Here is a 20,771-nt window from a genome sequence, read left to right as displayed (position 1 = left end):
GCGGCCGCGTAGGCGTCGTGCGTGGTCTCCAGGAACGCCTGCACCGCATCGGGATTGAGGAGATCGGCGGCGGCGGGGGCGAGGGCCGAGCCGTCGTCCTGGCCGGTGTGCGCGCCGCGGATCGTGCCGCCGCTGGGGGTGTCGAACACGGCGCGGACACGCCAGCGCCCCTTGGGGAGGACGAGGCGCACAAGGCCGCGCTCCTCGACCGGCAGCAGCTCGGATCGTTGCGGCGGTTCGAGACTCGCGGCGCCGGCGGAGTCTCCCAGCGGGGTCCGGACCACCGTGACCAGGCGCGCGTCGAGCGAGCGTCCGAGGGCGGGGCGCCAGTATTCGTCCACGGGCCCTTCGACGTCGCGGTCGACGTGGACGAGGCAGCGGGCGGCGAAGCGGTGGTCGCGCGCGACCACGGCGCCGTTCGCCGAGCCCGAGGGATAGGAGGCCTCGTCGTAGAGCATCACGGCCAGGCCGAGCCGGGCGCACTCGTCGACGGCGACCCGCACGAGCCGGAAGTACTCCTCGGTGAGGTAGCCGATGCGACGGCTCAGGCCGATGCGGGCGCTGAGCGTGACGCCGGCGAATCCGGCGCGGGCGATCTCGCGCAGCTGGGCGAGGACGCCCTCGTCGGTGAGGTCGTCGTTCCAGAACACGAATGCGTAGGGTCCGGTCGGCGCGCTGGTCATGGGTCCCCCAAGCCTAGAAGTCCTCGGAATTGAAACGATACAAGACGGTGTTCGGGGTCCTGCTTGACGCCTGTAGAACCTAGAGCTACGATGCATAGAAGTTCAAGGCATAACAGTTCAAGGTATAGAGATTCCAGGGTTAGGAGGCCCCCATGCGCATCGCCAAAGACCTCGTCGCCGCCTCGTCCACCCCCCTCGTCCTCGGCATCCTCGCCGAGGAGGAGAGCTACGGGTACGCGATCCTCAAGGAGATCAGCGACCGGTCGGGCGGGCGGCTGGAGTGGACCGAAGGCCTGCTCTACCCGCTGCTGCACCGCCTGGAGCGCACCGGGTACGTCGAGTCGACCTGGCGCACCCCCGAGGGCGGGCGCCGGCGCAAGTACTACCGCATCACCGACGACGGCCGTCGCGAACTCGCCGAGCAGCGACAGCAGTGGGCCGCGGTCTCCGAAGCGCTGCAAGACATCTGGAAGGCCACGCGGTCGGCGGCGCCGACCCTCAAGCCGGCATTGGAGGGATGAGATGGGCACCGACACCGAGATCGAGGGCCAGATCGCCCAGTGGCGCGGGTACATGCTGCGCCGCAAGGGCGTCGAGCAGTCCGACGTGGACGAGCTCGAAGACCACCTGCGCGGCCGCGTCGCCGACCTCACCGAGGGCGGACTGCGGCCCGACGAGGCCTTCCTCATCGCCGTCAAGCGCATGGGCTCGGTCGACGAGGTCTCGCGCGAGTTCGCCCGCGAGCACTCCGACCGGCTGTGGAAGCAGCTCATGCTCACCGGCGACCCCGACGCGCCCGCCGACACCGCCCGGCGGCGCGAACTGCTCGTCATGATCGGCTGCGCGGCACTCGCCGCCGTCGGCATCAAGCTCCCGATGCTCTTCGGGGTCGGCTTCGACGACGACGCGTCCTTCTACGTGCGCAACTTCGGGCTGTTCGCGCTCGTGCCGCTCACGGTCTACTTCGGACTGAGGCGGCGGGTCGCCGGGCGCACCGCGCTCGCCCTGGCCGCGTTCTTCATCGTGGGCGCCGTCGGGGCGAACGTGTACGGCCTCGCCGACGACTCGCAGTCGATCGTGCTCTCCGCCATCCACCTGCCGCTCGCGCTGTGGCTCGTCGTGGGCCTCGCCTACGCCGGCGGCGACTGGCGCTCGGGGCAGCGGCGCATGGACTTCATCCGCTTCACCGGCGAGTGGTTCATCTACTTCGTGCTCATCGCGATGGGCGGCGGCGTCCTCACCGGCTTCACCGCGGGCGTCTTCAGCGCGATCGGCCTCGACCCGGAGACGTTCATCTCCGAGTGGCTCATCCCCTGCGGCGCACTGGCGGCCGTCGTGGTCGCCGCCTGGCTCGTGGAGGCCAAGCAGAGCGTCATCGAGAACATGGCGCCGGTGCTCACGCGGGTGTTCACGCCGCTGTTCGCGCTCACGCTCGTGGCGGTGCTCGTGGCGATCGCCGTGACCACCAACGCGATCGACGTCGAACGGGACATGCTCATCCTCTTCGACCTGCTCCTGGTGGTCGTGCTCGGCCTGGTGCTCTACTCGATCTCGGCGCGCGACCACGCGCAGCGCACCGGCGTCTTCGACTGGATGCAGCTCGCGCTCGTCGTCAGCGCCCTGCTCATCGACGTGCTCGTGCTCATCGCGATCACCGGGCGCATCACCGAATGGGGCCTGACGCCCAACAAGAGCGCCGCGCTCGGCGAGAACCTCGTCCTGTTCGTCAACCTCGCGTGGACGGCCTGGCTGTACGTCTCGATCATCAGGGGCCGCAAGCGGTTCGCGACCTTGGAGAAATGGCAGACCGACTACCTGCCGGTGTACGCCGCCTGGGCCTGGATCGTGGTCCTGGCCTTCCCGCCGATCTTCGCCTTCGCGTAACGAGCGGACTCGCAACCAGGGAACCGACGACGCCCCGGGCCATGCGGCCCGGGGCGTCGTCGGTTTCACCCGGAGTCAGTCGGAGGCGAAGGCGCTGTCGAACGAAGCCTCCGGCGGCTCGAAGTTGAGGTTCCGCACGAAGTGCACCGCCTCGGCGGCGCCCTTGAGGCGGTCCATGCCCGCGTCCTCCCACTCGATGGAGATCGGGCCCGCGTAGCCGATGGCGCCCAGGACCCGGAAGCAGTCCTCCCACGGCACGTCGCCGCGGCCGGTCGACACGAAGTCCCAGCCGCGCCGCGGGTCGCCCCACGGCAGGTGCGAGCCGAGGCGGCCGCCGCGCCCGTTCAGGCGCTTGCGGGTGTCCTTGCAGTCCACGTGGTAGATCCGGTCGCGGAAGTCCCACAGGAACGCTGCCGGGTCGATGTCCTGCCACACCATGTGGCTCGGGTCCCAGTTGAGCCCGAACGCGGTCCGGTGCCCCACCGCCTCCAGCGCCCGCTGCGTCGACCAGTAGTCGTAGGCGATCTCGGAGGGGTGCACCTCGTGGGCGAAGCGCACGCCCACCTCGTCGAAGACGTCGAGGATCGGGTTCCAGCGGTCCGCGAAGTCGTCGTAGCCCGCCTCGATCGCCGACTCGGCCACCGGCGGGAACATCGCCACGTACTTCCAGACCGCCGAACCGGTGAAGCCCACGACGGTGTCCACCCCGAGCCGCGCGGCCGCGCGCGCGGTCGCCTTCATCTCCTCGGCCGCCCGCGTGCGCACCCCCTCGGGCTCGCCGTCGCCCCACACCCGCGACGGCACGATCGCCTGATGGCGCTGGTCGATCGGGTCGTCGCAGACCGCCTGGCCCACAAGGTGGTTGGAGATCGCCCACAGGCCCAGGCCGTGCGATTCGAGGATCGCGAGCCGCTCGGCCACGTAGTCGTCGTCGGTCGCCGCGCGGCGCACGTCGAGGTGGTCGCCCCAGCAGGCGACCTCCAGCCCGTCGTAGCCCCAGCCCGAGGCGAGGCGGCACACCTCCTCGAACGGCAGGTCCGCCCACTGGCCGGTGAACAGGGTGATCGGTCTAGGCATCGAGACTCCTCAGGTAGGTCAGGCCGTCCACGGCGATGGCGTCCTGGGTCGGCGCGAGCGGACGCCAGATCGAGGCCGCGGTGGCGATGCTCGCATTGTGCGCCGTGAACGACTCGATGACCAGAGGCCCGGCGTAACCGGCGCCGTCGAGCGCCGCCAGGATCGCGGGCCAGTCGAGGTGGTCGCGGCCCGGCGCGCCCCGGTCGTTGGCGCTGACCTGCACGTGGCCGATGCGACCCGCCGCCCGGCCGATCGCCGCGGGAAGGTCGGTCTCCTCGATGTTCATGTGGTAGACGTCAAGGGCCAGTTCGCAACCGGTGCCGTCCAGGGCCTCCAGGGCCTGGTCGACGGTGTTGATCAGGCTCGTCTCGTAGCGGTTGAGCGGCTCCACGGCGACGGTGACGCCCCGCTCGGCGGCGTACTCGCAGACCGGCGCGAGGCCCTCGCGCAGTTCGCGGTACGCCGCCGCACGGTCGTCAATGCGCCAGGTGCGCCCGACCGAGGCGTAGGCGGGCCCGGCGACGACCGCCGAGCCCACCGCCGCCGCGGCGTCCACGACGCGGCGGAGGTATTCCCGCGTCGTGGACACCGTCTCTTTTGGAGCCGCGACCAGTTCGCGGCCCGGCCCCATCACGAGCACCACGGTGGCGGTGAGCCCGAGTTCCTTCAGCAGGTCCGCGGCGCGCTCGGGGTCCCAGTCGCCCGGGTTCTCCACGGGGAGCTCGATCGCGTCGAACCCCCACTCGCGCACGCGGACCGCGAGCCGGGCCAGGGCCTCGTCGTCGAGCGGCGAGGCCCAGACCCAGGTGTTCACGCCGAGCGGACGGCTCAACGGTCCCGCCACGCGTCGGGGAAGCCCGGCAGGTCCTCGCCGCCGAACTTGGCGTAGTGCAGCGAGGGCATCTCCTCGTTGCGCGCCAGGTAGTCGTCGAGCTCGGCCGCGGTGATCGGGTCCTGCGGGAGCACCCACTCGGCCGGGACCTGCTCGCCCGCAAGGATCATCGTCGCGGCGATGATCGGCGTGCGCCACTGGAAGTTCGAGTAGACGGGCGCCAGGGCGGTCATCCCGGTCTCCTCCCACTTGCGCATGAACGACAGCTCGTCCTCGCCGGTCATGACCGGGAGCGGCTTGCCGGCGTCCTCGAAGGCCTCGATCGCGGCCACGGCGCCGTCGCCGGCGTCCATCCAGATGCCGTCCACGTCGCCGCGCTGGAGGTACTGCGTGACGATGTTCTTGATCTCCGCGGCGTCCCCGCCGGTGAACTCGTTGCCGAGGACCTCCAGTTCGGACTCGGCGAAGATCTTCTCGGCCGCGGCCCACCGGTTCTCGAGGACGTCCACGCCGGGCAGGATGCGCAGCGCGAGCACCTTCGAGCCCGGTTCCAGTTCGTCCACGAGGAACTCGGCGGCGTCGGCGCCGAAGGCGTAGCCGCCGATCGGGTGGATGAAGGTCACGGCGCAGTCGGTGTTGACGCCGCGGTCGAACACGACGACCGGGACGCCCGACTCGCAGGCGGCCTCGACCGCGGGGGTCAGGGTCGCGGTGGTGGACGGGGAGATGATGATGGCGTTGCAGTCCCCGGCGTCGATGAACGCCTGGATGTCGGAGATCTGCTGGTCGTCGTCGTCACCGGCGTCCGAGACGCGGAACTCGCCGATCTCGCCGGACTCCTGGAGCACCTCGACCTGCTGCTGCATGGTGATCCAGCCGGTCACGCGCCACGGGTTCGAGACCGAGGCGTTGGAGAAGCACACGGTGGCGTCGCCGCCCTCGCGCGCGAACTGCGAGGTGTCGATCCACTCCGGTTCGATCGCCTGGAGCCAGGGCGTGGCCGGGTCGCCCTCGGGCTCGATGTCGCGCTGGGCGAGCTGCTCGTCGTAGTCGGCCTGGACGAACCACTCGTCGCCCGATTCGGCGGCGGTGGTCGTCTCGTCTTCCGGTGCGTCGGTAGGACTGTCGGTCGTACAGCCGGTCGCCAGCAGCAGCCCGAGGGCTGCCGCTGACGCGGCGGCGAGGCGCGTTGTCTGCATCGTTCGAGACCTTCTTCTCATGAGGGATTTGCGGTTGCTGAGACGTGCGGGGCGGTGGACCCGGGGCGGGCCCGCCGCCTCGCGGCGTAGGCGACGGCGGCGATGATGATCGCGCCTTGGACGGTGGGGCGCAGGGTGGCCGGAAGCGCCATCTGGTTGAACAGGGAGAACAGCGCCTCGATGGCGAGCGCCCCGGCCATCGCGGCGAGCACGGAGCCGCGCCCGCCGCCGAGGACGACGCCGCCGAGCACGACCGCGGTGATCACGGTGAACTCCAGGCCGTCGCCCACTTGGGCGCTGACGCCGGCGTAGCCGCCGATGAGGATGCCGGCGATCGTCGCCGAGAGTCCTGAGAGGAGGAACGCTGCAATGCGGGCGGCGTCCACGCGGGCCCCGGCGAGGCCCGCGGCGCGCTCGTTGTCCCCCGATGCCATGAGGATGCGCCCGAAGCCGGTGCGCATGAGCAGGATCGCCCCGGCGCCCACGGCGACCATGATGATGACGGCCCAGGGGATCTGGCCGAGGACGGGGACGCCCTCGATGCCCATGCGCCCGGCGGTGCGGAAGGACTCGGAGAGCCCGCCGGTCGGGGCGCCGCCGGTCCAGAGCCTGATGGCGCCGAACAGGACCAGGAGCATCCCGAGTGTGGTGATGAACGACTGGACCTTGAGGACGGTGGTGATGAGCCCGTTCACGAGGCCGACGAGGAGGCCGAAGCCGACCATGACGAGCAGGACCGGGACGGTCCGGGACTCCTCGCCGTCGATGAGGCGCGCGGCGATGACGACCTGGGCGCCGACGAGGGCGCCCACGGAGAGGTCGAAGTTGCCCGAGACGATCACGAAGTACTGCCCGGCGGCGAGCACCATGAGCGGCGCGGCCTGCTTGAGGAAGGCCATGAAGGACGGTCCGGCGAAGAACGCGTCGTTGAGGACGAAGATCCACGCGAAGATCACGGCGAGCAGGACGAAGACCGTCCCGGTCGGATTGGCGGCCCAGCGGAGCAGGTCGACGGGGCCTCGCAGGCGCGTCATCGCGACTTCCCTTCTGCCGCTGCGAACCTGGGTCTGGCGGCGGTGCGGTCGAGTTGGCGGCGGGCGTAGAGGGCGACGGCGGCGATGATGACCGCGCCGCGCAGGACGTCCTTGGCGAAGGGGTCGATCTGCATGACGTTGAAGACGGTGTCGAGGACGGCGAGGATCGCCACGCCCGCGACGGTCCCGGCGACGCCGCCGCGCCCGCCGAGCAGGAGCGTCCCGCCCAGGACCACCGCGGCGATCGCGTCGAGCTCGTACAGGTTCGTGTAGGCCTCGGCCGAGCCGGTGCCGAAGCGGGCCGCCAGGAGGAGCCCGGCGACCCCGGCGCACATGGCGCACAGGACGTGCGCGGCGATGAGGACGCGGTCGGTGCGGATGCCCGACATGCGCGCGACCTCGGCGTCGCCGCCGACGGCGTACATGTGGTGGCCGGTGCGGGTCGAGCGCAGGAACCACACGGCCGCGCCCGCGAGCGCGAGCATGACGAGCGCCGAGACGGGGATGAAGCCGATGCGCGTGTATCCGAACTGCTGGAACAGCTCAGGGACGTCCCCGGCCGGTCCCTTGTACTCGGTGTCGAGGTAGCCCTTGATGATGAGCCCGGTGCCGAGGGTGGCGATGAAGGGGTTGACGCGCAGGAAGGCAACGATCGCGCCGTTGGCGGCGCCGATGAGACCCGAGACGAGCAGGACCGCGCCGATCGCGACGGGGATGTTCTCGGGCCGTCCGTCCATCGTGGTCGCGGCGACGAGGCTGGAGAGGGCGGCGGTGTAGCCGACGGAGAGGTCGAGTGAGCGGCACAGGATCACGAGGGTCATGCCGATGGCGAGGAACCCGGTGAGGCTGGTGCGGGTGAGCATGTCGACGAGGTTGGCGGTGGCGAAGAGGTTGGCGCCCTTGTCGGCGCCGTCGATCGCGACCGCGGCGCCGCCGAGGACGAGGACCCCGGCGAGGGCGAGGTAAATGAGCGCGGTGGTGCCGAGGGCGGCGAGGCGGGCGGTGAGCCGGTGCCAGGCGGTGGCGATCGCGGTCATGCGGGGTCCTCCGTGCTCCGGCGTCCGGTCGCGTAGGCCATGACCTCCTGCTCGGTGGCGCCGCCGGGGAGCTCGCCGGCGATCCGTCCCTCGTGGAGGACCACGATGCGGTCGGCGAGGCCGATGACCTCGATGAGCTCGGAGGCGATGAGGAGGACCGCGAGTCCTTCGGCGGCGAGGGCGCGGATCTGGGTGTACAGGCGGTGCTTGGCGCCGACGTCGATGCCGCGGGTGGGCTCGTCGAGGACGATGACGCCGGGTTCGGCGGCGAGCCATTTGGCGACGACGACCTTCTGCTGATTGCCGCCGGAGAGGTAGCGGACTTCCTGGTCGTCGCCGCGGGAGACGAGGTCGAGGCCCGAGAGGATCTGCGGGATGCGGTCGAGGCGGCGCCGCGAGCGCAGGTGCGCGTTGGCGTCGAGGACCATGCGGGCGTTGGCGCGCACGGACTGGTTGAGGGCAAGGCCTTCGGCCTTGCGGTCCTCGGTGACGAGGGCGAGTCCGGCCTTGATGGCCTTGCGGGGGGAGGTGATGCGCCGGACGTCGCCGTCGACGGCGACGGTGCCGCGGGTGAAGGGCCTGATGCCGAAGACGGCTTCGGCGATCTCGGTGCGGCCCGAGCCCTGGAGTCCGGCGAGGCCGACGATCTCGCCGGCGCGCACTTCGAGGTCGACGCCGTCGATCCGGGCGTTGCCGCCGCCGGTGACCTTGAGGCGCACGTCGCCGGTCTCAGTGCCGGGCAGGCGTTCGGGGAAGGCGGCCTCGATGCGGCGCCCGACCATCGCGGTGACGAGGTCGTCGGGGGTGATGTCGGCGGTGTCGACGCACTGGACGAGGCGCCCGTCCTTGAGGACGGTGATGCGGTCGCACAGGTCGAAGATCTCGCGGAGGCGGTGGGAGACGTAGAGGACGGCGACGCCCTTCTCCCGCAGGCGTTCGACGAGGCGGTAGAGGAGCGCGACCTCGGCGTCGGCGAGCGCGGCGGTGGGCTCGTCCATGCAGATGAGGTCGGCGCCCTGGGAGAGGGCCTTGGCGATCTCGGTGATCTGCTGGTGGGCGACCGAGAGCGAGCCGACCTTCGCGGCGGGGGCGAGATCGTCCACACCGAGGTCGGCGAGGAGGTCCGCGGTGGCGGCGGCCATGGCGCGCCGGTCGATGCGGCCGCGGCGGCGCGGTTCGCGTCCGAGGTGGACGTTCTCGGCGACGGTGAGTTCGGGCAGGAGGTTGAACTCCTGGAAGACGGTGGCGACTCCGGCGCGCTGGGCCTGGAGGGGGTGGGTGAAGGAGACGGCGCGGCCGCCGAGTTCGATCGTCCCGGCGTCGGCGGTGTGAACGCCGGCGAGGATCTTCATCAGGGTGGACTTGCCCGCGCCGTTCTCCCCCACCAGTGCGTGGACCTCGCCCTGCTCGATACGGAGGTCCACAGAGGAGAGCACGGGGACGCCGAGGAAGGCCTTGTCGATGCCGCGCGCATCGAGCACGGGCGGTGCGGTCATCGGTCCACCTCCGCCCAGTCGCGGGTGCGGGCGGAGGCCTCGACGGCGGCGGCGATGCGGGCGGCGCGGAGGCCGTCGGCGAAGACCGGCAGGCCGTCGGGGGCCGCTCCGGCGATGGCGGCGCGGGTGTCGGCCACGAAGGCGTTGAAGCAGTCCTGGTAGCCCTGGGCGTGTCCGGCGGGGACGGTGGCGAGGCGGGCGGCGTCGGGGCTGAGGTGCTCGGGGTCGCGCATGAGGTCGGCGTTGCCCTCGCGGCCGCCGACCCAGAGGGTCTCGGGACGCTCCTGGTCGAAGGCGAGGGTGGCCTCGGTGCCCGAGATCTCGAGCAGGAGGCGGTTCTTGCGTCCGGCGGAGACCTGGCTGACGACGGTGGAGCCGATCATGCCCGCGGCGGTGGTGAACTGGAGCGTGACGATGTCCTCGGTGGACACGTCGCGGCCGGAGCGGCGGCGGTTGGCGGTGGCGAGCTGGGCGTTGACGGCGGTGATGCGGTCGCCGGTGACGAATTCGAGGAGGTCGCACCAGTGGGAGCCGATGTCGCCGAAGGCGCGCAGCGCCCCGCCCTTGTCGGCGTCGACGCGCCAGTTGTCGTCGCCGGGCCGCAGGAGCCAGTCCTGGAGGTAGGAGCCGTGGGCGAGCGTGAGGCGCCCGACCTGGCCGGCGGCGACGCGGGCGCGGGCCTCGCGGACCATCGGGTGGAAGCGGTAGACGAAGGGGACGGCGGCCACGACGCCCGCGTCCGCGGCGGCCTCCGTCATGGCCGCGGCGGCGGCGACGTCGGTGGCGAGGGGCTTCTCGCAGACGACGTGCTTCCCGGCCGCTATGGCGGCCAGGGCGATCGGGGCGTGGAGGTGGTTGGGGACGCAGACGTGGACGACGTCGGCGGCGTCGATGAGGGCGCCGAGGTCGTCGAAGACCGCTTCGGCGCGTAGGGCTTCGGCGGCCTCGCGGGCCCGCTCGGGGGTCGAGCCGGCGATCCCGGCGACCGATCCCCCGGCCACGGCGATGGCGTGGGAGTGGACGCGTCCCATGAAGCCGGTGCCGATGATGGCGGCCCGGTAGGTCGTCGGTCTGGAGATCGTGACTTGAGCCATATGACGACCGTAGGGCAGACTTATGACGGAGCACAAGCAAAAGTTGCTCGCGTTATGAAACAGTTATGACACCTGACCGTCTAAACCCGTGTGATTCACTAGTGCGGTGACAGATGACTCCGGGACGCCGCGCCGCCCCGTCGCCGCGACCGCCGCCGGCGCCGGGACGCTGCTCCAGCTCCTGCGCGACGGCGTGCCCCGGACCCGCTCGGAACTGGCCGCCCTCACCGGCCTCGCCCGCTCCACCGTCGCCGGGCGCATCGACGCGCTCCTGGCCGCCGGGCTCATCGCCCCCACCGGCGAGACCGCCTCGACCGGCGGCAGGCCCCCCGCCACCTTCGCGTTCAACCCCGCCGCCCGCATCGTCATCGGCGCCGACCTCGGCGCCACCCACGCGCGCCTGGCCGTCACCGACCTCGCCGGGAGCGTGCTCGCCGCCGTCAACGCCGACCTCGACATCGCCTTGGGCCCCAAGGCGGTCCTGGACTGGGCGATCGAGCACGCGCACCTGCTGCTCGCCGAGGCCGACCGCCCGCTCGGCGACCTCCTCGGCATCGGCATCGGCCTGCCCGGGCCCGTCGAGCACTCCACCGGCCGCGCCGTGAACCCGCCGATCATGCCCGGCTGGGACGGCTTCGACGTGCCCTCCTACGTGCGCGGGCACTTCCCGGTGCCGGTCCTGGTCGACAACGACGTCAACATCATGGCCCTCGGCGAGCACTTCACCGCCTGGCCCGAGTACGAGCACCTGCTGTTCATCAAGGCCGCCACCGGCATCGGCTGCGGCATCATCGCCTCGGGGCAGGTCTACCGCGGCGCGCAGGGCGCCGCCGGGGACATGGGGCACATCCGCGTGGCCGGGGCCGACGACGCGCACTGCCGCTGCGGCAACACCGGCTGCCTCGAAGCGGTGGCCTCGGGCGCGGCCATCGCCGCGGGCCTGGCCGGGGAGGGGATCGCGGCGGGCGGGTCGCTCGACGTGGTCGAGCTCGCCCGCGCCGGGTCTGTCCCGGCCCTGCGGCGCATCCGCCAGGCCGGGCGCGACATCGGCGAGGTCCTCGCCGGGGCCGTCAACTTCTTCAACCCCTCGATCATCGTCATCGGCGGGTCGCTCGCCCTCGCCGGGGACCACCTCATCGCGGGCGTGCGCGAGGTCATCTACCAGCGCTCGCTTCCCTTGGCCACCAGGCACCTGCGCATCGCCGCGGCCCGCACCGGCGAGTCGAGCGGCGCGATCGGCGCCGGTGTCATGGTCATCGAGCACGCCCTCGACCCCGCCCGCCTCGACGCACTACCCGCAGGCGCCGCAAGCGGCGCAAGCGGCGCCGAAGTCTCCACCCGGAACGGATGAACATGCAGCGCAACACCCTCGGACGCACCGGCCTCAAGGTCAGCCCCCTGTGCATCGGCACCAGCCCGCTGGCGAACATGACCGGCGTCTACGACTACGAAGTGGACGACGAACGCGCGCAGGCCACGGTCGCCGCCGTCTTCGACAGTGAGGTCAACTTCCTCGACACCTCCAACGGCTACGGCGAGGACGGCCTCGCCGAACGCCGCGTGGGCGAGGCGATCCGCAGGAGGGGCGGGCTCCCCGAGGGCTTCATCCTCCAGACCAAAGTGGACCCCGACCCGAGGACGCGGGACTACTCCGGCGCCCGCGTGCGCGCCTCGGTCGAGGAGAGCCTGGAGCGCCTCGGCGTCGACCGCCTGCCGATCCTGGCCCTCCACGACCCCGAGTTCATGCGCGAGGACGGCTTCGCGCCCGGCGGCGCGCTCGAAGCGCTCGTGGCCCTGCGGGACGCCGGGGTCGCCGACCACCTCGCCGTCGCCTCCGGCTCGATCGAGGTCACCGAGCGGTACCTGGCGACCGGCGAGTTCGACGTGGTCCTCAACCACAACCGGTTCACCCTGCTCAACCGCGACGCCCGCGCCCTGTTCGAGCAGGCCCGCGCCGACGGCCTCGGCGTCCTCAACGCCGCGCCCTACGGCGGCGGGATGCTCGCCAAAGGCCCCGCGCAGCAGCCGAAGTACTGCTACGGCGAGCGCGACCGGGCATTCGCCGACGCGGCCTTCGCGATGGCGCAGGCCTGCGAGGCGGCCGGGGTGCCGCTCGCGGCGGCGGCCCTCCAGTTCTCGACCCGTTCACCCCTTGTGGACTCCACAGTGGTCGGCGTCTCGCGGCCCGAGCGGGTCGCGCAGACGCTCGACCTCCTCGCCGTCGAGATCCCCGAATCGCTCTGGGAGGAACTGGAGTCGCTCGTCCCGGCCGCGACGCTGTAGCCGTCCGGCGCGCCGGGCCCGTCAGACCCCGCCGGCGCGGCGGATCTGGTCGACCTGGTCTCGCACGTAGTCCTGGAGCGCCGCGTCGTCGGTGTTGCGGCTCAAGACCTTCAGGTGCTCCACGGCGCCTTCGACGTCGCCCAGCCGCCGGTAGCACTCCACGAGGAGCCTGCGGTTCGCGTCGGCGGCCGAGGGCGGGTCGAGCACGCCGCGGTCCCGCAGCTCGTCCAGGATCGCGGCCTTGACCTCCCCGGCGTCGACCGCGTCTTCAAGGAGGCCCGCCGCGAAGTACCCCTTGGCGAGCCAGTGCCAGTGCATGGCGGGCACCCCGCTGGGGCGCTCCGCCGCGATCATCAGCTCCAGCGCGGGCACGGCCTCCGCCTCGCGGCCCGCTTCGATCAGGCCCCGGGCCTGGGCGAGGCCGAAGCCCGACCGCACCAGCGGCGGCGTGTCGGCGTTGCATTCGGCGATCCGCTCGTCCGTCTCGCGGCGGTAGGCGGCCGTGGTGCCCGCTTCGGCATGGGCCGCTTCGAGGTAGGAGAACGCGTGCACCGCCTGGGCGGGCCAGTCGGCGTCCAGCGCGGCGTCGCGCATCGCCGACGCCAGCGCGAGGACCTCTTCGGGCGGTGCCTGCCGTTTCACCGCCCGGTGCACGCGGTGGCCCGCGACGAGGGCGACGACGTAAGGGTCGCCGGATTCGGCGGCGTCCTCGGCGGCGCGGGCCAGCGCGGCGTCGACCGCTTCGGAGTCCAGACCGGTCATGACGTTGGCGAACGCGAACTCCGCGAGCGCGATCGCCCGGGGCTCCGGCAGTTTGCGCAGCATGTCGCGCATACCGGTGACCACGGGGACCGCTTCGTCGAGGCTGCCGTTGTCGGCCATCCAGACCGCGGCGTCGCACAGGCAGAGCGCGACGCGGACCCAGTCCTCGTCGGCCTGGTGCAGCCCGGCCGCCTCGTGCAGCGCGGGGCCCTTGTCCGGGCCGCCGCCCAAGAGCGCTTTCAGGTGCGCGTGGCGGGCGGCGAGGTGTTCGGGCGGTTGCCCGAGTGCCATGAGGTGATCGGCGGTCGAGGTGCGCTGATCGCGTTCGAGGTGCCGTTCGGCCCGGGACAGTATCTCCTCGGGGGACAGTCCCTTGGGGATGACGGCGGTGAACGGGTGGTAGGCGGCGCTCATCCGGATCTGTGCGAACGGCGGCGCGGCGAGGCGGGCGCGGACGCGGTCGCTCTGGGCCGCAGTGCCGTTGCGGGCGTCGAACTGGGCCGCGAGGTCGAGTGCGACGCCGCTCATGCGGTCGAGGAGCCGCGCGGCGTCGACGTACTCGTCCTCACCCTGCTTCGCCCAGCCGATGGGCTCCTCGCCGCGGCCGGCCGCGACCATCTCGCGCATGAGCACCGCCGTGGCGGCGGCGAAGTCCCGTTTCCCGGTCGGCCGGTTCAGGGTCGGGAAGCCCCACATCATCCGGCTGAGCGTGTCGAGGCCCGCGTCGAGATTCCCTGTGAGGGCGCAGAACTCGATGAGTTTGCCGCTGTATTCGTAGCGGTAGACGTCGCGCGAGATCGCGCGGCGGGCGAGCCGGAACGCGCGGCGCGCCTCGGCGTGCCGTCCGAGCCGCATGAGGGGCAGCAGCATGTCGGCCTGCACCGGGACCGGGCGCTCGTCGAAGGTCCTCGTGCCCTCGAGCACCGGTGCGGCCAGTGCGTACGCGGCCGCGTCGTCGCCGCGACCGGTGAGCCGGGCGACTTGCAGCGCGAAGTCCCACAGGTGCCCGCGGTCAGGTCCGCCCGCGGCGAGCCACTGCCGGTAGCTGTGCTCCTCGCGCTCCCAGTCGGCGGCGATGTGGGCGACGGAGCGGCGGGTGGCGTGCACGTTCCGGAGGTCGTCGCCCGCGGCCCGGTAGCGCTGTTCGACGTCGTCGAGCGCCGCGTGTATCCGGTCCATGTCGATGGCCGGGAACTCGGCCATGGTCTGGATCGTCCGGCAGTACCAGGAGCGCAGCGCGGCCTCTTCGAGCGGGTCGAACTCGCGCGTGCGGGAGTCGTGTTCGGCAAGGCACTCGGCGAACAGGGGGAACACCCTGTGCCATTGGCGCCCTACGGCGTAGGCGTCGGCGAGGGCCTGCCGGGCGACGAAGGCGAGGCGGGCGTGGCCGCCGGATCGGGCGCCGTCCACCACGTCTTCGAGCCGCGCCTGCCGTATCTCGTAGTCCTCCACTGCGAGCGCGGACTCGAACGCGGCCCACAGGTGTGGTTCGGGGTGGCTCATGGGTCTCCTCCGGTCACGGCGTCCGCTCCCGGTCGAGTGCGGCGACGGCGGCCGGGCTGGTCCTCGGCGCGCCGCGGACCACCCTAAAACGTGCGTTCCACCCATGACTATTCGCGGGAGTCGGGGCCGGACGCGTCGCGTCCGGCCCCGTCGTCGCGATCAGGTCACACCGTGCGGGTCAGGCGCGCCACGGTGTGGAGCGCCTCGGAGACCGCGACGGGGTCGAGGGCGCCGAGGTCGACGCTGTCGATCCCCCTGAGGTGGATCGCGACGGTCTGCTCCCCGCCGGGGTCGTAGCCGGGGTAGACGCCCGGCTCGGTGTCGATGATGAGGTTCACGGCGCCGTCGATGTCGCGGTAGACGCTGCGTCCGCTGGTGTGGCCCTTGGGGTGTCCGAACTTCCAGCCACGTTTGAGGAGCCCTACGATCGGGCCCGCGCCGACCTTGTTGTGCTCGAAGCGCTCCAGGCGGCCGGTGGCGCGCTCCTCGTCGAGCAGCACGTAGACCTTCCGGGCGAGCTGGTCGAAGGGCTGGAGGATCTCGTAGTCGGCGAACACGGTCGCCCAGGCCTCCACGGCTTCGGCGCCGAGGGTGACCGGGTGCGCGAGGCGGACGCGGGCGGTGTCCGCGAGCTCGATCGGCTCGTCCTCGGCGTCGGCGAGAGTGCGGTCCTCTGCAAGGCGGAAGGAGACGTGGGCGCCGCCCTCCTCGGCCTGCCAGACGAGTCGGCTCGCGAGCTGCCACATGAGGGCGTGGTCGACCATGAAGCGCCGAAAGTCCTCATAGGACCACGTGCGTCCGGCCACCATCGCGGCCTCCAGGCGCTTGACCTGCTCGGCCGAGGTGGTCTTGAGGTCCTTGCGGAGGGCCGCGAAACGCTCGTAGGCGGCCTGGGCCAGTTCGGCGTCGTCGGCCGCGGCGGGCTTCGGGGCGCTCGCGCGGCGCTTGCCCTTGTCGTCCAGCACGAACGGCTTGAGGCCTTCGTCGAAGGCGATGGTGAACGAGCGGGGGCCGTAGTCCAGGACGGTGGCCGCGTCGGCGTCGAGCCCGAAGTCGGGCACGAGGCGGTCGGCGAGCTCGTCCAGTGAGAGTTCGAGCCGCTCGGCGATCACCTCGATCTGCGCCGAGGCGGTCTTCTTGAGCGACTTGAACTTCCCGTTCCCGGCGATGGAGTGCACGGCGCGCAGGGAGGTCTCGGTGCCGATCCGGCCGAGGATCTCCAGGCCGCGCACCGACCTGCGGGCCTGGCTCTTGCCGGGCCATTCGCGGATGAGCGCGGTCAGGCGGCGCACCGCGTCCTCATCGGCGAACCGGCCGAGCTGGTCCATGGCCCAGCCGTCCTTGGAGGGCGAGCCCGAGGCGGTCCACAGTTCGAACAGGCTCCAGGACAGGCCCGCGAGGGACGCCGGGTCGCACTCGGCCGCGAGGACCTCGACGCCCGGGTAGGGACGTTCGGGGTCGTCGAGGATCAAGGCGGACAACAGGGTCCGCAGGGCCTCGTCGGGGAGCGCGGTCTCACGGCCGACGGACAGGAGCTGCGGGAGCATCGCCGGGTCGGCCCATGCGGGCGCCTTGGGGATGCGGGCGACGCGCGGGTCGAGCGGGTCGGCGTCGAGGGACGCCTCGACCGCCGCGGCGGCGGGTCCGCCGTACGCGGCGGCGGCCTTGAGCACCATTTCGCGGTCGGTCTCGGCGAGATGCCGCAGGGCCTCCTCGGCGACCTGGCGGGGGCGGCCGGGCTTGCCCACCGCGTCGGGGACGAGCAGCGATGCGGCGTCGGCGGCGTGGCGGTCGAGCCACCGGCGTCCCATCGCCCGGTCGGTGCGCGAACGCGCGGCCCAATCGGCGGCCAGGCGCGCGGCGTCGACGTTCACGAAGGGCAGCAGGGTTTTCCGGTACGAGGGCTTCTTCTTGACGAGTGCGAGGACGTGCGAGGCGACGGCCTCGCCGTGGCGGGACAGGAGTGCGAGGATCGTCCCCGGCGAGGAGTTGCGGACCTCGCCGTCCCACTTGCCGACGTCGATCCGGGCGCCCTCCTCGGGGCCGAAGGCGAGGTACTCCACGAACAGGTAGTTGCCCGGCTCGGTGTAGCCGCTGCGCTGCCACACCGTGGGACTGCGCAGCCAGGAGTCCTCGTCCACGGCCTCCCTCCACGCCTCGCGCTCGCCCTCCTCCCACCGCAGTTCGTCCACATCGGGCGCGGTGAGGGCGATCGCGGCGCCCGCCTTGATGCGCGCGAAGGACTCCCACGGCGGGGTCGTGAACACGGCCGGAGCCGCCGCCACGGGGTGGCGGCGGGTCGCGGCGAGGAGTTCGGCGACGCGCGCCTGGTCGGCCGCGTCGCGGCCGGGGCCCGGCTCCAGCAGGCCCGTGGCCTTCGCGAACCCCGCGAGGCGGGCCTGCCCGGGACCGGTCGTCTCGGCGACGATGCGGGAGAGGACCCCCAAGGCGCGGTCGGGGAACCGCTTGACGGCGGCGCGGGCGGCGACCATCGCGTGCGGGTTGCCGAGGTCGCCGAGGAGGTGGGCGAGCGCCTCGTCGGAGGGCATCCGGCTGAGCAGCTCGTAGGTGTGGTCGCGCAGCTCGGCGTGCGCGTCCTGCTCCCCGGAGAGGATCGGTCGGAGGATCGGCAGGACGTCGAGGCCGAGGGCGTCCGCGGCGATCGCGAGCGCCTGCGCGCTGTTCCAGTGCCGCACGAGCCGGCGGATGCGGCTGCGCTCCAAGTGCTCCTTGGTGGACATGATCGACCACAGGATGCCGCACCCGTAATCGGCGTGCGTCTCGGCTGCGTAGACGTCGCAGGCGTCCATGACCCAGTCGGCCTGGTCGGGCATGAGGACGGCGGTGAGGAAGCGGCGCAGTTCGTCGCTCCGGCGCGCGGCGAGCGCGTCGCGGGCGGCGGCGTGCTCGGCGTCGGGAAGCCCCGCGAGCAGGGCGCGCATGGGCTCGGCGAAATGGGCGACCCCGTCGTAGTGGGCGAGGCTCACCAGGGCGACCTCGCGGACCGAGAGGGTGTCCTCGTTGTAGTTCGACTTCGCGCGCCAGTACATCTGGAACGACATGAGTTCCAATGTGGCCTGTGCGGCGAACGCGATGCCGTGCTCGGCGGCCCAGGCGTCCCGCAGCAGCGCCGTGTGGCCCGCGCCGATGCGCGGCCTCGCCTCCAAGAAGATCCTGGCGCGCAGGGCCGCGCCCAGCGGGTCGGGCCGGCCCTCGGCCGCGGCCGCGATCGCCGCGATGTGGTCGGGGTGCTCGACCGCGGCCGTGATCCGGTCGGTCTGCCAGGCCCACTTGGCGTAGAGCTCGGCGAGGCGACGCGGCGCGTCGGCGTCGACCGCGACCGGTTCGGCGCCGCGGTCGCGGCGGGCGAGGAGGTGCGCGTTCCAGGAATCGGGGAGTTCGATGCGCTCGGGCTGCGAGGAGGTGTCGGTTCGGTTCACGCCCCGAGCATAGGAAGCCCGTACGACACCGGCCGCCCGGCGGCGTGTTCCACCACCTGGACGCCGGGGTGCGGTCGGCGGATCGGGCTGGAATGCTTGCCGACGGCGCGAGGGCCGCGCCGCCGAAGGGGGAACCAATGACCGTCGCACTCGTGACCGGCGCGTCCCGTGGGCTGGGCGCGCACATCGCCGCCCGCCTCGCCGCGGACGGCTTCGCCGTCGCCGTCAACTACGCGTCGAACCGCGAGCAGGCCGAACGGGTCGTCGCGGGCATCCGCGAGGCGGGCGGGACGGCCGAGGCCTTCGGCGCCGACATCACCGACGAAGCCGCCGTCACCGACCTCGCCGCACGCGTCCGCGCCACGCTCGGACCCGTGGAAGTGCTGGTGTGCAACGCGACCGGGCCCCAGCCCGAGAAGCCGATGACCGACGTGACATGGCAGGACCACCTCGACCAGCTCGTGTTCTTCGTCAAGAGCCCGACCCTCCTGGTGCAGGCGTTCCTGCCCGACATGCGCGCGGCCGGACGCGGCCGGGTCGTCCAGATCGGCTCCGACGTGTTCGAACGCTCCCTGGAGAACATGTCGGCGTACACCGCCGCCAAGGGCGCCCAGTGGGGCCTCACCCGCACCTGGGCGAAGGAGCTCGGCGTCCACGGCGTCACCGTCAACCTCGTCGCCCCCGGCTGGATCCCCGTGGAGCGCCACGGCGAACTGACCGAGCAGGACCTCGCCGGCTACGTTCGCGACGTCGCCGTCCGCCGCATCGGCGTCCCCGCCGACGTCGCGGCGGCCGTCGCCTACCTCGCCTCCGACGACGCCTCCTTCATCACCGGCCAGCGCCTCACCGTCAACGGCGGCCACAACATGGACTAGGCCGTGAGCCGCTGCACCTCCTCATAGGACGGCACCTCGACGGCGACCGGACGCCCGGCCGCCACGTCCTCGGCGGCGCGCACGGCCGCGCCGAGGGCGGCGCGGAACAGGAGCGAGCCGGTGCTGACGCGGGCGGCCCCGAGCGCGGCGAGCGCGCGCAGATCCGGTCCGGCGGGCGAGAACAGGAGGTTCACCGGGGCGCCGATCCGCGCGGTGAGCACCGCGATGTCGGCCGGATCGGTGGCTCCGGGCACGAAGACGCCGTCGGCTCCCGATCCGATGTAGACGGCGGCCCGTTCGATCGAGACCGGCAGCGGGCCGGGCGCGCCGAGCCAGTAGGCGTCGGTGCGGGCGTTCAGGAACAGGCGCGGACAGCGGGCTTTGACCGCTGCGACCAGCGCCGCATGGCGATCGGGGTCGGCCAGGGTCCCGTCGGGCCGCCCGTCCTCCAGGTTGACGCCGACGACGCCGAACCCGGCCAGCTCCTCGGCGAGGTCGGCGACCTCGCCCGGGTCCGAGCCGAACCCGGCCTCGATGTCGACGGTGACGGCGCCGAGGGGCGCGAGGAGGCGGGCGAGTTCGACGGTGCGCCCGCGGGCCGCGCCGGTGCCGTCCGGCAGGCCCGCGGCGGCGGCCACGCCGAGGCTCGTGGTGCCGATCGCGGCGAAGCCGGCCGCGAACAGGGCCGCGGCCGAGGCGCCGTCCCAGGCGTTCGGCAGCAGCAGCGGCCGACCGGGCACATGCGCGGCGCGGAAGTCCTCGACGCGGTCGCTCACGGCGCCACCTCCAGGACCGAGGGCATCCGCAAGGTCGGGTGCGGCTCCTCCTCGATCCGCAGTACATGTTTGTGCCGCAAGGCTTCGCAGACTCCCGTAGCGAGCGCCAGGGCCTGGTCGCGGCCGGGGCAGGCGTGGGCACCGGCGCCGAACGGCAGCGCGGCCAGGTCGACACGCACGCGCACGCCGTCCGGGCCCTGCCGGAAGGTCGCCAGGACGGGCGGATCGGTCCCCAGAACCGCGGCGACCCGCGCTGCGGTCTTCGCGCGCAACGTGTTCCCGATCAGCGCCGCCGTGGCCTCGCAGGTCTGCACCAGCAGGCCGATCCGGGCGGCGGACGCCTCGTCCGCGACGCCGCCGAACGCGTCCACGAGCGCGACCACCGCGGCGTCGGCGGCCGGGGACGAATCGCCGACCGGGTAGGCGGCGGCGACGGTCCGGACCAGTCCCGGATCGGCGCCGGGCGCGCCCAGCGCCGCGGCGAGCACGCCGACCGGGACGTCACGGGCGATCCAGTCCATGACGTCGACCGGGCCGACCGCGGCCGCGAGCACCGCCGCCGCACCCTCGCGAGCCCGCACCCGCAGATCCTTGGAGTCCAAGGGCGCCAACGCTTCCAAAGCGAGGTCACGGCGGCGCCGGTGCGCGGGCCCGGAAGCGAACCTGGCGACGCCGTGGCGCAGCCAGGCGAGCGACCCGGGAGGCCCGTCAGGGGCCGGGGGCGGCGCGAACGCCGGATCGGTGAGCAGAGCGAGCGAGTCCATGGAAGGACCGTAGGGCCCGAACCGTTCGGCAC

The 20,771-nt window shown here is 72.5% G+C and carries 16 protein-coding genes and 1 pseudogene; 5 read left to right on the top strand and 12 right to left on the bottom strand.

The window, feature by feature from the left end; all coding sequences use genetic code 11:
* Positions 1 to 683 (bottom strand): annotated as a pseudogene (locus tag E9998_RS25085) (glycosylhydrolase-like jelly roll fold domain-containing protein); the annotation flags it as partial.
* Positions 684 to 835: 152 nt separating this feature from the next.
* Here E9998_RS25085 and E9998_RS01135 point away from each other — a divergent pair.
* Positions 836 to 1,204 carry a PadR family transcriptional regulator gene (locus E9998_RS01135; protein WP_136527862.1) on the top strand — a complete coding sequence of 123 codons (369 nt, stop codon included), beginning with the start codon at positions 836 to 838 and terminating at the stop codon, positions 1,202 to 1,204.
* A 1-nt stretch (position 1,205) separates the two neighbouring features.
* The gene (locus tag E9998_RS01130; RefSeq protein ID WP_136527861.1) at positions 1,206 to 2,567 is read left to right on the top strand and encodes a permease prefix domain 1-containing protein; all 1,362 of its coding nucleotides are present in this window, start codon (positions 1,206 to 1,208) and stop codon (positions 2,565 to 2,567) included.
* Positions 2,568 to 2,642: 75 nt separating this feature from the next.
* Here the strand turns inward: E9998_RS01130 and E9998_RS01125 are convergent, their stop codons facing one another.
* Genes E9998_RS01125 through E9998_RS01095 form a run of 7 tightly spaced genes read right to left on the bottom strand, consistent with a single transcriptional unit; the run spans position 2,643 to position 10,336 of the window.
* On the bottom strand, positions 2,643 to 3,644 hold the full coding sequence (locus tag E9998_RS01125; RefSeq protein WP_136527860.1) for a sugar phosphate isomerase/epimerase family protein: 1,002 nt from the start codon (positions 3,642 to 3,644) through the stop codon (positions 2,643 to 2,645).
* The gene (locus E9998_RS01120) at positions 3,637 to 4,476 is read right to left on the bottom strand and encodes a sugar phosphate isomerase/epimerase family protein (protein WP_136527859.1); all 840 of its coding nucleotides are present in this window, start codon (positions 4,474 to 4,476) and stop codon (positions 3,637 to 3,639) included. The genes E9998_RS01125 and E9998_RS01120 overlap by 8 nt, the downstream gene beginning before the upstream one ends.
* Positions 4,473 to 5,675 (bottom strand): substrate-binding domain-containing protein, encoded by a 1,203-nt coding sequence (locus E9998_RS01115; protein WP_136527858.1) that lies wholly within the window; start codon positions 5,673 to 5,675, stop codon positions 4,473 to 4,475. Before E9998_RS01115 ends, E9998_RS01120 begins: the two co-directional genes overlap by 4 nt.
* A gap of 17 nt (positions 5,676 to 5,692) precedes the next feature.
* Complete coding sequence (locus tag E9998_RS01110; RefSeq protein ID WP_136527857.1) at positions 5,693 to 6,709, bottom strand: ABC transporter permease; 1,017 nt, start codon at positions 6,707 to 6,709, stop codon at positions 5,693 to 5,695.
* The gene (locus E9998_RS01105) at positions 6,706 to 7,746 is read right to left on the bottom strand and encodes an ABC transporter permease (protein ID WP_136527856.1); all 1,041 of its coding nucleotides are present in this window, start codon (positions 7,744 to 7,746) and stop codon (positions 6,706 to 6,708) included. Before E9998_RS01105 ends, E9998_RS01110 begins: the two co-directional genes overlap by 4 nt.
* Entirely contained in the window at positions 7,743 to 9,242 is a 1,500-nt protein-coding gene (locus tag E9998_RS01100) for a sugar ABC transporter ATP-binding protein (protein WP_136527855.1), read from the bottom strand. Before E9998_RS01100 ends, E9998_RS01105 begins: the two co-directional genes overlap by 4 nt.
* Entirely contained in the window at positions 9,239 to 10,336 is a 1,098-nt protein-coding gene (locus tag E9998_RS01095) for a Gfo/Idh/MocA family protein (RefSeq protein ID WP_136527854.1), read from the bottom strand. Before E9998_RS01095 ends, E9998_RS01100 begins: the two co-directional genes overlap by 4 nt.
* Before the next feature lie 106 nt (positions 10,337 to 10,442).
* On the opposite strand from E9998_RS01095, the gene E9998_RS01090 reads away from it, so the two are divergent.
* Together E9998_RS01090 and E9998_RS01085 are read left to right on the top strand one after the other, a co-directional pair.
* Entirely contained in the window at positions 10,443 to 11,687 is a 1,245-nt protein-coding gene (locus E9998_RS01090; RefSeq protein WP_136527853.1) for an ROK family transcriptional regulator, read from the top strand.
* Between the two features lie 2 nt (positions 11,688 to 11,689).
* A complete protein-coding gene (locus tag E9998_RS01085) occupies positions 11,690 to 12,619 on the top strand; it encodes an aldo/keto reductase (RefSeq protein WP_136527852.1) in 930 nt (309 codons plus the stop codon).
* Positions 12,620 to 12,640: 21 nt separating this feature from the next.
* Here E9998_RS01085 and E9998_RS01080 read toward each other — a convergent pair whose 3' ends face one another.
* Both E9998_RS01080 and E9998_RS01075 read right to left on the bottom strand, forming a co-directional pair.
* Positions 12,641 to 14,884, bottom strand: a complete 2,244-nt coding sequence (locus E9998_RS01080) for a hypothetical protein (protein WP_136527851.1) — start codon at positions 14,882 to 14,884, stop codon at positions 12,641 to 12,643.
* A gap of 164 nt (positions 14,885 to 15,048) precedes the next feature.
* Positions 15,049 to 18,324, bottom strand: a complete 3,276-nt coding sequence (locus tag E9998_RS01075) for a DUF4132 domain-containing protein (protein ID WP_136527850.1) — start codon at positions 18,322 to 18,324, stop codon at positions 15,049 to 15,051.
* Positions 18,325 to 18,461: 137 nt separating this feature from the next.
* Here E9998_RS01075 and E9998_RS01070 point away from each other — a divergent pair, with 137 nt between their 5' ends.
* Positions 18,462 to 19,199, top strand: a complete 738-nt coding sequence (locus tag E9998_RS01070) for an SDR family oxidoreductase (RefSeq protein WP_136527849.1) — start codon at positions 18,462 to 18,464, stop codon at positions 19,197 to 19,199.
* Here the strand turns inward: E9998_RS01070 and E9998_RS01065 are convergent.
* Both E9998_RS01065 and E9998_RS01060 read right to left on the bottom strand, forming a co-directional pair.
* Entirely contained in the window at positions 19,196 to 19,975 is a 780-nt protein-coding gene (locus E9998_RS01065) for an isocitrate lyase/PEP mutase family protein (protein WP_136527848.1), read from the bottom strand. The genes E9998_RS01070 and E9998_RS01065 overlap by 4 nt on opposite strands.
* Positions 19,972 to 20,739 carry a hypothetical protein gene (locus E9998_RS01060; RefSeq protein WP_192907025.1) on the bottom strand — a complete coding sequence of 256 codons (768 nt, stop codon included), beginning with the start codon at positions 20,737 to 20,739 and terminating at the stop codon, positions 19,972 to 19,974. Before E9998_RS01060 ends, E9998_RS01065 begins: the two co-directional genes overlap by 4 nt.
* Between the last annotated feature and the right edge of the window lie 32 nt (positions 20,740 to 20,771).

The sequence above is a fragment of the Glycomyces paridis genome, assembly GCF_004912155.1.
Taxonomy (GTDB): Bacteria; Actinomycetota; Actinomycetes; order Mycobacteriales; family Micromonosporaceae; genus Glycomyces; species Glycomyces paridis.
This window is presented reverse-complemented; position numbering and strand designations above follow the sequence as displayed.